The organism is Corynebacterium uberis (assembly GCF_020616335.1).
GTDB lineage: Bacteria > Actinomycetota > Actinomycetes > Mycobacteriales > Mycobacteriaceae > Corynebacterium > Corynebacterium uberis.
Window position 1 is genome coordinate 1,859,855 of sequence record NZ_CP085051.1, and the last position, 13,396, is coordinate 1,873,250.

Genomic DNA, 13,396 nt, shown 5'->3' on the forward strand with positions numbered 1-13,396 from the left:
GGCGCGGGTGCTGGGGCCGTGGGTGTTGCGGGTGTGGGGGCAGTCGAGTTGGTCTGACTCATTTACAACGCCTCGATTCTGCGCAGCCGAATAATGGCAATGAACACCGGGCCACCCAAAATGGCGGTAATGATGCCGGTCTGCACCTCAGCCGGCGCGATGATCAGCCGGGCGGCAATGTCCGCCACCAGCATGACCACCGGGGCGGCCACCGCCGACAGCGGCACCACCCACCGCTGATCCGGCCCACAGATAGCGCGTGCCAGGTAGGGCACCCCCAACCCGATGAACATGATGGGGCCCACCGCCGCCGTGGCAGCCCCGGCCAGCAGGGTGACGGCCACCATCACCTGTACGCGCAGGCGGTTGACCTTCACTCCTAAGGCGGCTCCGGCCTCATCGCCTAGGGCCAGGGCGTTGAGCCCGGGGGCGCTGGCAAAAGCCACCAGCAGGCCCAACACAATGAAGCCAACCACGGCGGTGATAATCGGCCAGCCGCGCCCCTCTACGGAACCGGCGGCCCAGAGGCGAAACTCGTTGAAGGCGTCCTGGTTGGACAGGATGACCATTTGCACCAGGGCGGAAATGGCCATGGAGATGGCCACGCCGGCCAGCGCCAGGCGCGCCGGTGTTGCCATTCTGCCGGCCGCCCCACCGAGCACGTACACGGCCACGGAGGCTGCTGCCGCGCCCGCGAAGGCGAACCACAGGTAGAACCAGATGGAGGTCACCCCCGCCACCGCAACGGCGGTGACCACGGCTATCGACGCCCCCGCGTTGACGCCCAGCACACCAGGATCGGCTAGCGGGTTGCGGGTGAGCGACTGCATGAGCGCGCCCGCCACGCCGAGCGCCATGCCCACCAGGATCACCAGAATGGTCCGGGGGATGCGCTGGTCGCGCACCACTGTGGACTCGAAGGAGCCGTCGGCGTGAAGGAGCACCTCCCACACCCGGGAGGCGTCGATGGATTTAGAGCCAAGGAACAGGGATGCTGCGGCGAGGAGCAGGACAAGGATAATCCCCCCGGCGACGCCGAGGAGATTCTTCGAGGTGCGCTGATGGGTCATTATTTCCCGCGGTAGGTCCCAGACTCCCAGCCCGATTCGGGCACCTCAAGATAGTCGGTTTGCGGTTGCGGGTCGCCGGCAGCCCCGGTGGAGGGGTACACCGGCACCTCGTCCGGGTCGATCGCGGGGGCGAAGTCCTGGTCCGGGCTCGCCGGCGGGAACGTTGGCGTTGCATCCTGTGCGCCCTGTGCCCCGTGTGCGCCCGCCGCGCCGAGTGCCGTGGATCCGGCGCCTGCGGCCGTTCCTGCCGTGGCGGCGTTAACGCCAGTGGCCGGGGCCGAAGACGTAGTCTCGCCAGCGCCCACTGCCTGCGCGCCCGCGGAGCCTTGGGGGCCTGCCGGGCCAGTCGGGGGAACCGGGGTGCCGCCGTTTCCGGGGCCGTCGTCTGGGTTATCGCCCAGGCCGTCATCATTGTTGTTGTTCGGCTTGGGGCCCGCGCCGCGCGCAAGGGCGCTGGCAGTCGGGATGCCTTGCATGAGGTTGAGGCGCTTGTGCTCCACGTAGAGGTAGGCGGCGATTCCGCCGAGGCCCACCAGCAGGATTGCTCCGCCGACGAGGATGCCCACCAGCGGTGCGTGATCCTTTTCCTCGCTGGCCATGGCGTAATCCTCATCGGCAGCGGCGCCGGTTGCACCCTTCTTGGAGTTGCCGGGCTTGCGGTTGCCGGTGGCAACCTTGTTGGAGTTCTTGGAGTCCTTGGACTTAGAGTTCGAGGGGTTGGCCTTGGAGTTGCCAGGCTGGCGCTCACCGGGCTTGGTGGCAATGCCTGCCGAGCGACCGGAGCCGCTAGATCCGCCAGATTCACCGTCGTCGGAGGAGCTGGATCCGCCGCCACCCTGGGTGACCACGCGGCGGCGGGTCACGCCGCCTTCGCCGTCGTCGGAGTCATCGATGATCTCTTCGGAGTAGTCGTCGCCGCTGTCGCTGTCGCCAGCGGCCCGGCCTCCCCCGCCGCCTGAGCCGCCGATAACGGTGAAGTCAGAATCACCGCGGGCGGTGTAGCCGATGGAGCCCTCCCCGCCAGGTGCCGGTGCGGACGCCAGGAAGCGCAGCCAGTGGTCGCCCTCGGCGATGTCGCAAGGCAGCTCGAAGGAGCCGGAGGCGCTGCCGGAGTCATCGATTTGCTGGCGGGCAACCACGCCGGTGCCCTGCTGGGACTCATCACCCATGCCGTGGCCGTCGTCGATTTTGACGCTGACGGTCTCGCCTGCGGGGAAACCGTTAACGGTGAAGCTCAGCGTGTCGCAGGCCTCAAGTTCCTTCGGCGAGACGGACGCGGAGGTTCCTGCGGTATCGGTGGTGGCCGCACCACTCGGCGGAAGGGCGAGCGCGCTCGCGGCATTGGCGGCAATGAGGCCGGAAACCCCGAGCACTGCGAGCGGGGCGCGTAGCCGGGTGCGCCAGGTAGACAGGGTGGTAGAAGGGGTGGTCATCGGCGTTCCTTGTTGTCGATTCGGTTCTTGCGTAGGAACATGCCGATGATGGCAAGCTCCACAACCGCCAGGGCGGCAATGATGAGGATCCAGTCAGTCCCACTCATCAGCGGCGGGCTAAAGGAGGCGGGCTGGGCGTCATCTTCTTGGATGTTCTGCTCCAGGGCGCTGGTCTTGGAGGTGAGCTGGATGTCTGCCCAGCCCAGCATCTTTCCGTCCTCTCCGATGAAGGCGAACTTGTGCTTGCCGGAGGGCAGTCCGGCGGCGTCGATAGTCAGCTTTTTGTCATCGTCGAGCTGGACCCATCCCAGGCCGAGCGGCTTCGGGTCATAGGTATACACAAAGACCCAGTCGCCCGGCTGCCCGTCCTTGATGGTCGCGGTGAGCACGCTGCCCTTGGCGGACGCGGTCACGGAACCACGGTTGGAGTTGTTTAAGTCCGTGGCCTTCTTCACCGGGGACTTGGGGTCCTTGGTGGGCTTCTTCTTGCCCGAAGCGCTCGCCTTGGAGGTGTTCTTCGACGAACTTGACCCGGACTTGCTGGAGGTTTTCTCCGAGGTCACCGAGGTTGTCTTGCCCTTCTTGGTGCGGGTGACCTTGGTGGTGCCGTCTGCGCCGCCCAGGGTGACGTATTCGACGACCTCGCGGTTGGCCTTGCGCCCGGAACTGCGCTTAGTGGCTGCCTTCTTGTTGGAGTCCTGGGACTTGTTCTGCCCGCCGGACTGTTCCCCGGAAGCGCCATCGGTGTTCTTAGCGGGCTTTTCCTTCTTGGGCACATCCAGCCAGGCCCATCCGATGAGCTTGCCCACCTCGGAGGGGTTGCCGTTTTGGGCGACGATCTTCAGCTTGCCCGACGGCAGGTTGACGCCTTCCAGCGGCGCGGTGACCACGCCGTTGTCATCCGCCTGGAACCATTCCGACCAGGGGTTACGCGGCGATCCGTCCTCCTTGTAGGCGCTGAGGTAGACCCAGTCGCCCTTGGAGGCGTTGGGGATGGTGACCTTCAGCTCGGTGTCGGACTTTTCCACGCTCACGCCGTTGGCCCCGGCATCGGTGAGGTCCTTGTCATAGCTCAGCGGATCAGGATCCCCGTTGGGGGCGTAGTCACCAATGATGAAGGTCGCGGCGTCATGCTCCTTGTCATTCTTGGGAGCAGGGCGCGTGCGGCTCACGTCGCCCTCCTTGAGGGACCCGCTGAGCATGCGAATCTTGTGCGCGCCTTGGGACAGCGGCGGGTTAGACCCATTCTCCCCGGAGTCGGTGCCGTCCGGGAGCACCATCTTGTATTCCCAGTCACCGGTCTTGGGGTCCGCCTCCACGATGCCCCACACCTGGTCGTTGCTGTTGATGTGGGTGTTCAGGCGAGCGATCTTGCCTTCATCAATCTTGAAGGCAATCTTGGATCCGCCGTTCGCCCCGTCCTTGGTGCACCAGCCCTTGCCCTTGATGGTCAGGGTGCCGTCCGGGTTGGGGTAGCGCGCCACTTCGAAGGTGGACGGATCTTCCGAGGGCACGCACTTATCCGAGTCTTCGCTTGTCGACGCCCCCTGATCGCCCTTTCCAGCATCCTCACCGTCCGTGGTGGTTGCCCCACCCTGGCTGGGCTGGGATTCGGAGTCACCGGTGGACTGGTTCTGCGAGGTCGTCGTGGTGCTCGCTGCAACCTCACCGCTGGGCTTCGACGGCTTGCTGCCGGACGTGGTGCCTCCGGTGGTGCCGGAGGTGGAATCGGGTGTGGCGGGGGCGTCGGGACGCGATGCGCCGTGCCCGCCGGACGAGGGCGTGTCTGCGGTAGCCGGGGAGCCGTCCTCACCGATATTGACCTCGACGTGGACGTTGCCTTCCGCATCCGTTGCTTGTGCAATGCCCGCCGCGGAGGCTGCGGCCAGCGCCACGCCGACGGTGAGCGCCGCAACGCCGTACAGCGTCCTTTGTGTCATAGGAAGCAACTTCTTTCGTGGGGTGCTCAAGGGAATCAGACCAACCAGGATTGAATGTCGTCAAGGATTTTGTTCATCATGATGGGCCCGCCGGTTGACGTCCACACGGAGCCGTCGATAGGCATGATGTGGGCGTCGCGGTAGGCCTTCAGGTCAGTAAACCCGGGGACCTCCTCGGCCTGGGAGACTGCCTGCGCGGAGGCCTCCTCATCCGAATTGCCGCCGGCATCTGGGTTATTCACGGAAGACCCACCGAGGGAGCCGAAGAACATGTAATCGGCGTCGATGTCTTCCAGGTTCTCATTGGACACCGGGTCCGAGTGCCCCTGGCCGTTGCGATCCTGCTTCTCCGGGCGCTTCAGGCCCACGTCGTTGAGGGCGCGGCCAGCGGGAAGCTCCTTGAGAATCAGTGACGCCGAATTGCCCTGCCAGCGCACGATGGAGAAGGTCTTGTCCTTGTATTCGCCGAGCTTGTCCGACAGGTCCTTCGCCCGGGCGTCATAGTCCGAGATAACCTTGGCTGCCTCATCCTGCTTATTCACGGCATCGCCAACGAACGTGAGGTTCTTCTTCCAGTCCCCACCGGCATAACCGGTAAACACCACCGGCGCAATGGCGCGCAGCGCCTCCATGACCGGCGGGTTGTTGTTCACCGACGTGCCGTCCACCACGATGAGATCCGGCTTGGCCGCCCCGATGGCCTCAAAGTTCGGCTGCCCAATACTGCCGACGATCTCCAAGCCCTTTCCCTGCTCGCGCAGGTATCCGGGAAGCTCTTTTTGGCCGCGACCCGCCGTGACCCCCACCGGCTTGATGCCAAGGGCGAGCAGGCCGTCGACCGTGGGCTCCGACAGCCCGATGATGCGCTTCGGGTTTTCCGGAACCTCAACCGTAGTGTCCTGGGCGTCGACCACCGTGCGCATGGGGCCGGTGCTACCGCTGCCTGCGTTATCACCGCACGCAGTCAGCCCAGTGGTACTGAGCATTGCGGCAGCTCCAACGGCGGCTAGTCGAAGGAAGGTACGGCGAGAAAACACAGGATGATCCAATCAGGGTTGAGGGTCAAGGAGAAACCAGGTACCGACTGCCACGGCCGTAGCACGCAGTCCTGGCCCCTCCCACGAGGGGCCTGGCCCGTGGTCGGGCCGGCTCCTCGTAGCAAAAGCAGGTGCGCTGATGGTTTAGCGCATGAAGATGGTGATGATCTGGATGACCGGGGCGACGTTGACGTTGATGTTCACGCCACGAGCCGCAGCCTCAAAGGCCTTCAGGCCGGAGCACACAGCGTTGGCAAGACCCTGCTGTGCCTTCACGGCGATGGGGCCGAAGACCTCGGCAGCTTGCTTGGCGGCAGCCAGGGCACCGGTGACAACCGCGGCCGGTTCCGGCAGGTTCTCCACCTTGAAGTCACCGTCAACCTTGATATTGACGGGCAGGGAGGAGCCTTCGGCCTGCTCAGCGGGCTTGGTCTCCTCGGCGGGCTTGCCTTCGTCGGAGGGCTTGCCCTCGTCAGCAGGCTTGGTGTCCTCGGTCGGCTTTGCCTCGTCAGAAGGCTTGGCTTCGTCAGAGGCCTCGGCCTCGTCGGAGGGCTTGGCCTCATCGGTGGGCTTAGCTTCATCAGAAGGCTTGGCCTCATCGGTGGGCTTGGTGTTGTCCGCCGGGACATCAACGGGCTTGGGCGACTCCGCGGTGGCGTTGACGGCCTCCTTGGCTACCTCGAAGGTGGCAAACAGGGAAGCCAACTCGCCCTGGTCACCGCCGGCGAGCATGCGCACCCAGTGGGTGCCTTCAGAAATGTCTTCCGGAAGACGGATGGTGCCGGAGAAGGCGCCGTCAGCGTCCGGCAGGTTTTCCTTCTTGTTGAAGGTGACGGTTCCGCCGGAGGCTTCGCCGGAGCCACCTTCTTGCGCATCAGGGAACTTCAGGTTGCCGTCATCCAGCTTGAAGGACAGGAAGCCGCCCTCCGGACGCTGGGCTAGGCCCACACCGGAGACCTTGAGCAGGCCGCCCGGGGCGACAGTGCCATTGGCCGCGAGCGTGCCCTTGCCGGAGCCGGGGCGGGGGTTGACAGAGTTGGACGCAGCCGGAGCCGCGGTGGCAACGGGCACAGTGATGACTGCGGCGCCCGTGGAAACGATGGTGGTGGCCGCGAGGGCGGCGACCAGCCGACGAGCTTTCATGCTCATGGTGACAATCCTTTGATCGATACTCCTGCCCCGCGTGGCGGAGCAGATGCTAATGAAGCCTGTGGCCCCACGGTGCCATGCACCAGTGAGGCTGAGACTCATAGCGTGGGTGGAGCTAGAAGCGGAAGATGGAACGCGTCAGGCGCAGCAACCAGTCGAAGTGAAGGACCGTGTTGATATTGGCCTGCCACGCAAAGCTTAGCGAACGATTGATCGCGTCGAAGGCTCCCTTGAAGAATCCGGTGAAGTTCACCGCCAAAGCAGGCAGCGCGGGCAGTGCCGGCGCAGACGAACCGGTGTCCGGCTTGCTCGGCTTTTCCGGCTTGTTGTCCGGCTTGGCATCCTCGGAAGGCTTCGCTTCATCGGACGGCTTTGCTTCGTCAGAGGGCTTCGCCTCATCGGACGGCTTTGCTTCGTCAGAGGGCTTCGCCTCATCGGACGGCTTTGCTTCGTCAGAGGGCTTCGCCTCATCGGACGGCTTTGCCTCATCGGTGGAGTCCTGCTCGGCCGGGGTGATCTTGACCACCCGGTTGACCTGCTTGCCGTCCTTTTCCTCGTTGAACTTGTTCACCGCGTACACGTTGCCGCGACCATCGGCCGCAACGTGGTTGGCGTTGCTGCCAACGACGTCGAGGTTGGCCACGCGCTCCTGGGTGTCAGCGTTGAACACGGAGACCGTGCCGCCACCGCGGTTGATCACGTAGACCAGGTTGTTCACCGGGTCGTAGGCGGCGTTGAGGGCACCGGCACCGGTGTCCTTAACTGCAACGGTCTTCTTCTGGTCAACGTTGTAGACGGCGACCTTGGAGGAGTCCTGGGAAGTGACCCACAGGTTGTGGTTCTTGGTGTCAAAGGCGACGCCAGCTGCGCTGGGGATGTCCTTCTCCGGGAGCTGGTATTCCGTGATGGCATTGCCGTTGCGGGTTTCAACCTTGACGGCCTTGCCGGAGCTGCGGGAGACGGCGTAGAGGTCGCCGGTCGCAGCGTCGAGGTCCAGCGACATGACGTTGTCCATACCGGCGGGCAGCTTGATGGTGCCTTCCTTGGACTTGGTGTTGCCGTCGAAGACCTCGATGCTGAAGGCGTCACCGCTGGGGATGGACACGTAGGCCTTGTGGGTCTTCGGGTCAACCTTGACGTCGCGCGGGTGGTTGGCCACGTCCTTGTCAAACTGGTGGACCAGGGAGAGGTCCTTGGTGCTGTAGATGGCCACCGAGTTGGAGCGGGTGTTGGTCACCCACACGTAGCCCAGCTCGTCATCAACGTCGATGCCGTAGACGGCGTGGGCGATGTTGTCGCCGTCCTTCTCGGGCATGATTTCCTTCTGGATGCCCAGGGTGTCAGCGTCCAGCTTGAACAGGCTGGACTCCTTGATCGGCGGGCGTCCCACCGAGCGGGTGACAAACAGCGCGTTTTCCTTGGCGGAGTACGCGGACTGGTACAGGCCAGCATCCAGGTAGCCGATGGTGGTCTTGAAGTGGTCGACGTTGTCCGTGGCATTGTTCGGGGTGACCTTGGATGCCGTGGGGTAGGTCTTGTCGCCTGCGGTGACCTCGATGGGGGTGCCCACCTCAGCGGACTCCGGGATGGAGACCTTGAGGGTGGCGGTGCCGGACTCGTCAGCCTTGACGGCCTCGGCGGCCCAGTTTTCGCCGTTGGCGCCGACCTTGGACACCTCGGTGCCGGCGGGCAGGTTGCCAATCTTGGCGGTGACGGTGGAGCCCTTGGAGGTTTCCGGCAGGTCCTTGTCGTTGGTGAAGGTCGCAGACGGCTTCGGGGAGAGCGTGAACTCTGCGGAGGCGTCGCCGTCGGTGACGGTGACGGTGACGTCAGAGCCAGCCAGGGCGGAGCCTGCCGGGGCAACCAGGGTGCCGGCGTAGGCGCCCTTGTCATCGGACTTCACGGAGTCAACGCTGGCGCGGCCCTGACGGAACTTGGCGGCGGTGTCGCCGACCTTGGCGGTCAGATCCTTGGTGGCACCGAAGCCGGTGGCGCTGACGGGAACGGAGACCTCGCCGGTGGGGGCCGTGGTGGCGTCTCCGGTGGCTTCGACGGCTGCGGCGGTTGCGCCCGGCTTGTCTTCAGCCGTGGGCTCCTCAGCCGGTTCATCGCCGACGGTGAACCACTCGTATTTGGTCAGAGTGGGGCCGCCATCGCCCCCGGAGAGGATACGGATCCAGTGCTTGCCCTCCGTGATGTCATTCGGCAGGCGCAGCTTGGCGGTGAAGTTGCCGTCCTCGCCCGGCAAGTTGTCTTCCGCAACATAAGCCGTGTCGCCATCAACGCTGCTGATGTCAGCGCCGTCCTGGTTTTCCGGGGGTGCGATCTTGCCGTCGTCAATCTTGAGGGCCAAGAAGCCGCCGTTGTCGGGGCGCTTGTCAAAGCCAACACCCTTGACAGTGACTAGGCCGCCGGGTTCAACATTGGTGGTCTCTACCGAGAATTTGCCGTTACCTGCACCGTTGGGTTCGCCCTTGGGGGCATCTGCCTTGGGCTTAGCGGTCGTGGTTTCGGCTGCGGGGCTGTCAGCAGCAAAAGCCGGGGCGACGACAGTCGTCCCGCTAGATAGCAAAGTGGCTGTGACCAGCGCGGCAATGGCGCGCTTGCCATGGAAGCGAGAATTCATAGGGTGGGAGCTCATTTCCTTCGAGGAACAGGTGGCTGGGTGTTCAGTCGACGGTGACCCGGGTGACCGGAGATGTCCTCACAGGCGTCAGACGCTCAGTCGATTTCCTCATAGCGTTATCAGACCGAGATCAGTCCGTTACATGAACGCCTTTAAAGGTATGCTAAATCCCCTGAAAACTCCAAGGTTAGCCTGACCCCTTTCCCACATTCACCTGTCAACGCTAGATTTACGCACGTCAAACCCATACTAAAGGCAGTCCACATAACGTCATAGGTTCACCCCTTTCGGGGTCAACCCTCGCTGTACGGACTTAGTACGCACGCTCCACGTCAACCTCGGTGAGCATTTTTTCCCCGGCGGCGAATAATTCCGCATTGCGCACCACCAGTCCCCCCAGCTCCGCGCGCATCACGGGACGCGTGTTCGCGGTATGCGGGGTGATCAGGCAATTGTCCAGCTCCCACAGGGGGTGGCCGTCGGGCAGCGGTTCCGGTTCCGTCACGTCCAGGCCGGCGCCGGCGATCTGGCCGCTGCGCAAGGCGTCGACCAAGGCGTCGGTGTCCACCAAACCGCCGCGCCCGGCGTTGATCAGGTAGGAATCCGGCCGCATGCGCTTCAAAACCTGCGCGTCGACCAGGTGGCGGGTTTCGCCCGTCAGGGGCGCAAGCAGGACCACAAAGTCCGCTTCAGACCACTGCTCGTCGAGTTGAGAAAACGGCAAGGTGGTGTGCGCTCCCGGCACGGGGCGGCCGGAGCGGTTGACAGCGATGATGCGGCAGCCGAAGGGTTCGAGCATGGCAATGAGTCGGCGTGCAATGCCGCCTGCTCCGACGATGAGCACCGTGGAATCCCGGTAGACAAAGCGCGTCTCGCGCTGGGCGAGCGGCTCGGTTTTCCACGTCGCCGCCTTGGTCACCAGCTTGTATAGGTGGCTGGCGCCAATCATGAGCCCCAGGGTGCTTTCTGCCACCGAGTCCGCGTACAGCCCTCCTGCGTTGGCCCAGCGCACCCGCGCATCGAGCTTGCCCGCCTGCCAGAGGGCGTCCATTCCCGCGTAGGCGGTGTGGATGAACTCCAGGTTCTCGGGCAGCTCTGGCAGGTCATCTGGCCCGCCGTTGAACACTAGGAATTGGGCCTGATCCAGGTCGGAGACCTCCTCGTGTCCTGCATCAACGAGGGTGGTGGTCACTTGTTCCCAGGGCTTGGGCAGCATCATAAATCTCATGGTGTCCACCCTAGCCAACGCCGTCGGGCGCTTTCAGGCCGTTGGTTTTATGCCCGAGAGGCGAAGTGGGATAGGTAGTCGGCGTGGACGACGGGCTTGCGCAGGTTTTCGGGTAGGTCCTCACTGCGTCGGCCGATCATCCGGCGCAGCTGCGCGGCATCCACGCTGACTTCGCCGCGGCCGACGATCTGCCCGTAGGGGTCAACGATGTCCACGATCTCGCCGGCGTGGAACTCGCCTTCTACCTCCGTGATTCCCACCGCTAAGAGCGAGGCTCCCCCGGTGGTCACCGCGGCTACCGCGCCAGCATCCAGGCGCAGCGTCCCGCCGCTGTCTGCGGCATGCAGTGCCCAGAACTTCCACGCGCTCAGGCGCTGTCCTTGGGGGTGGAAGATGGTGCCCACGCTGGCGTCTCCGGTTGCGCGGGCAACCTCAGCGGCGCTGGCCAGCAGCACGGGGATGCCACCCCGGCACCCTAAGCGTGCCGCCGCGACTTTCGACGCCATCCCTCCCGTGCCTACCGCTCCCCCGTCACCGGCGGTCACGCCGGCAAGGTCGCGCCCGGAGCGGACCTCGGGGACCATCCGTGCGCCGGCCTCGCGGGGGTCGCGGTCGTAGAGGCCGGGGACGTCGGAAAGCAAGATGAGCGCCTGCGCGCCGGTGAGATTGGCCACGATGGCGGCCAGGCGGTCATTGTCGCCGAAGCGCATCTCCGAGGTAGCCACCGTGTCATTTTCATTAACGATGGGCACCGCACCCAGGTATTCCAGGCGCTCCAGCGTGGCCTGGGCGTTGCGGGCGCGGTCGCGCCGGCCCGCGTCAGAGGCGGTGAGCAGCACCTGAGCCGCCGTGATGCCATAGCGGTTGAAGGAAGCCCCCCACTGCTGGGCCAGGTGCACCTGGCCCACCGCGGCGGCGGCCTGCCGGGTGGCCAGATCTCCCGGCCGGCTGGCCAAACCCAGGGGGGCGAGCCCCGCGGCCACCGCGCCGGAGGAGACCACGATGACCTGGCTGCCTTGCCGACGCCGCTCAACCACGGCATCAACAATCGCATCAATCTTCGCCGGATCCACCGCGGCATTATCGGCCGAGGTCAGCGAGGAGGAGCCGATCTTGACCACCACGCGACGCGCACTGGCAACCCGGGCACGGACCTGTTCTTGCGTAGGAATTCCACCCATCGTCGCGCCCTATCCTTGCCAGCGTTCGCGCTCGGAGGGACCCTCATCGTCATAGTGGTATTCGTCGATGAGCCCGCGGCGCGCCTGCGAGGCGCGCTTGCGTTCTGCCGCCGAGGCGCGGTGCGTGCGCTCCAGGCGCGGATCGGTGCCCCGGGCGGTCATGGTCAGATCGACATCCGTGCCCGCCGCCGTCAGCGGCTCCCACTCGAAGCTCACCCCGCCGATGGTCACCGTGGCGCCCTCCCGGGCACCGGCCTTAAACAGTGCATCTTCCACCCCGGCGCGGGCGAGCCGGTCGGCGAGGTAGCCCACCGCTTCATCGTTATCAAAGTCGGTTTGCAGGATCCAGCGCTCCGGCTTGCGGCCCAGGACCAGGTAGGCCCCCGGCTCTGCGGGGTCGTCGATCACCTCAAAATCACCGCGCGGCGCATCCACCGCACGCGGCCGAATGACCGTGTGCTCCTGGTCGTAGGAGTCCTGGCGCGGGCGGGACGCCCGGTCGCGCTGCACGATCTCGAGCAGCTTGTAGGTCAGCGGAGCCAACCCCTTGCGTGCCACCGCGGAGATGATGAACACCGGCCACCCGAAGTGCTCTTCCAGGTCGGCCTTGACAAACTGCGCCAGCTCCTCGGCCTCGGGCACGTCTGCCTTGTTGAGCACGATGATCCGCGGGCGCGCCATCAGGTCGCCCAGGCCGGTGTCCTCATCCAGGGCGGACTGGTACTGGGCGAGCTCATGTTCTAGCGCCTCAATGTCCGACTGCGGGTCACGGCCCGGATCCAGCGACGCCGTGTCCACCACATGGACCAGCACCGCGGTGCGCTCAATGTGACGTAGGAAATCCAGGCCCAGGCCCTTGCCCTGCGAGGCACCCGGGATCAAGCCCGGCACATCGGCGATGGTAAACGTCTGATGATCCACCTCTACCACCCCGAGGTTGGGCTGAAGGGTGGTAAAGGGGTAATCCGCAATCTTTGGCTTCGCGGCAGACAGCACGGAAACCAGCGAGGATTTGCCCGCGGAGGGAAAGCCCACCAGGCCCACATCCGCCACTGACTTCAGCTCCAGGGTGAGGTCCTTTTCCTCGCCAGGTTCCCCCTTGAGGGCAAAGCCCGGCGCCTTGCGGGAGCGGGAGGCCAACGCGGCGTTGCCCAATCCGCCGAATCCACCCGTGGCGGCAACAAACCGGGTTCCGGGTGTGACCAGGTCTGCGAGCGTCTGGCCGTCCTCGTCCAGCACAACGGTGCCTACGGGCACCTCCAGGACAAGGTCCTCGCCGCGGGCTCCGTTGCGGTGATCGCCGGCCCCGTTGGCCCCCCGTCCGGCTTTGAGGTGCGGGCGAAAATGCAGATCGAGCAGGGTGTGCACCTGGGTGGAGACCTCCAGGACGATGTCTCCCCCGTGGCCGCCGTTGCCGCCGTCCGGGCCGCCGAGCGGCTTGAACTTCTCCCGGTGCACCGATGCGGCGCCGTGCCCGCCGTCGCCGGCGGACAGGTGCAAAACAACTCGATCAACAAAGCGGGCCATAGTTTTCTTCTTCTCCTGGATCCTGTCCTGGATTGGGCGGGCCCTGACGGGACCCACAAGGGGTGTGGGACAAGGCTGGTGCCCCCAACACTACGGGCTTGGTAGCCCCCACGGGCCACTGCGCGGGCATTTGCCTGTGCGTGAGTGCCAAAACCCCGCACGCACCAGCTGGCAATCAGGGTGCGCGCGGGGTTGTGGAAAAGCT

Annotated in this window: 9 protein-coding genes; all 9 read right to left on the minus strand. The window is 65.1% G+C overall.

Features of this window, described 5'->3' with window-relative positions:
* Positions 1-62: 62 nt before the first annotated feature.
* Positions 63-1,070 carry a FecCD family ABC transporter permease gene (locus LH390_RS08510; RefSeq protein WP_227281719.1) on the minus strand — a complete coding sequence of 336 codons (1,008 nt, stop codon included), beginning with the start codon at positions 1,068-1,070 and terminating at the stop codon, positions 63-65.
* Positions 1,070-2,503 (minus strand): hypothetical protein, encoded by a 1,434-nt coding sequence (locus LH390_RS08515; RefSeq protein WP_227281718.1) that lies wholly within the window; start codon positions 2,501-2,503, stop codon positions 1,070-1,072. Before LH390_RS08515 ends, LH390_RS08510 begins: the two co-directional genes overlap by 1 nt.
* A complete protein-coding gene (locus tag LH390_RS08520) occupies positions 2,500-4,443 on the minus strand; it encodes a hypothetical protein (protein WP_227281717.1) in 1,944 nt (647 codons plus the stop codon). Before LH390_RS08520 ends, LH390_RS08515 begins: the two co-directional genes overlap by 4 nt.
* 35 nt (positions 4,444-4,478) lie before the next feature.
* A complete protein-coding gene (locus LH390_RS08525; RefSeq protein ID WP_227337366.1) occupies positions 4,479-5,429 on the minus strand; it encodes an ABC transporter substrate-binding protein in 951 nt (316 codons plus the stop codon).
* Between the two features lie 195 nt (positions 5,430-5,624).
* A complete protein-coding gene (locus LH390_RS08530; protein ID WP_227281715.1) occupies positions 5,625-6,629 on the minus strand; it encodes a hypothetical protein in 1,005 nt (334 codons plus the stop codon).
* Positions 6,630-6,744: 115 nt separating this feature from the next.
* Positions 6,745-9,255 carry a hypothetical protein gene (locus LH390_RS08535; protein ID WP_227281714.1) on the minus strand — a complete coding sequence of 837 codons (2,511 nt, stop codon included), beginning with the start codon at positions 9,253-9,255 and terminating at the stop codon, positions 6,745-6,747.
* Positions 9,256-9,568: 313 nt separating this feature from the next.
* On the minus strand, positions 9,569-10,483 hold the full coding sequence (locus LH390_RS08540) for a D-isomer specific 2-hydroxyacid dehydrogenase family protein (protein ID WP_227281713.1): 915 nt from the start codon (positions 10,481-10,483) through the stop codon (positions 9,569-9,571).
* A 47-nt stretch (positions 10,484-10,530) separates the two neighbouring features.
* Entirely contained in the window at positions 10,531-11,664 is a 1,134-nt protein-coding gene (gene proB / locus LH390_RS08545) for a glutamate 5-kinase (protein WP_227281712.1), read from the minus strand.
* Positions 11,665-11,673: 9 nt separating this feature from the next.
* On the minus strand, positions 11,674-13,191 hold the full coding sequence (obgE, locus tag LH390_RS08550; protein ID WP_227281711.1) for a GTPase ObgE: 1,518 nt from the start codon (positions 13,189-13,191) through the stop codon (positions 11,674-11,676).
* Positions 13,192-13,396: the final 205 nt, after the last annotated feature.

Coding starts and splice junctions, on each gene's coding strand:
- proB (WP_227281712.1), bottom strand. CDS start 11,664: ATGGGTGGAATTCCTACGCAAGAACAGGTCCGTGCCCGGGTTGCCAGT.
- LH390_RS08535 (WP_227281714.1), bottom strand. CDS start 9,255: ATGAATTCTCGCTTCCATGGCAAGCGCGCCATTGCCGCGCTGGTCACA.
- LH390_RS08515 (WP_227281718.1), bottom strand. CDS start 2,503: ATGACCACCCCTTCTACCACCCTGTCTACCTGGCGCACCCGGCTACGC.
- LH390_RS08510 (WP_227281719.1), bottom strand. CDS start 1,070: ATGACCCATCAGCGCACCTCGAAGAATCTCCTCGGCGTCGCCGGGGGG.
- LH390_RS08530 (WP_227281715.1), bottom strand. CDS start 6,629: ATGAGCATGAAAGCTCGTCGGCTGGTCGCCGCCCTCGCGGCCACCACC.
- LH390_RS08540 (WP_227281713.1), bottom strand. CDS start 10,483: ATGAGATTTATGATGCTGCCCAAGCCCTGGGAACAAGTGACCACCACC.
- LH390_RS08525 (WP_227337366.1), bottom strand. CDS start 5,429: ATGCTCAGTACCACTGGGCTGACTGCGTGCGGTGATAACGCAGGCAGC.
- LH390_RS08520 (WP_227281717.1), bottom strand. CDS start 4,443: ATGACACAAAGGACGCTGTACGGCGTTGCGGCGCTCACCGTCGGCGTG.
- obgE (WP_227281711.1), bottom strand. CDS start 13,191: ATGGCCCGCTTTGTTGATCGAGTTGTTTTGCACCTGTCCGCCGGCGAC.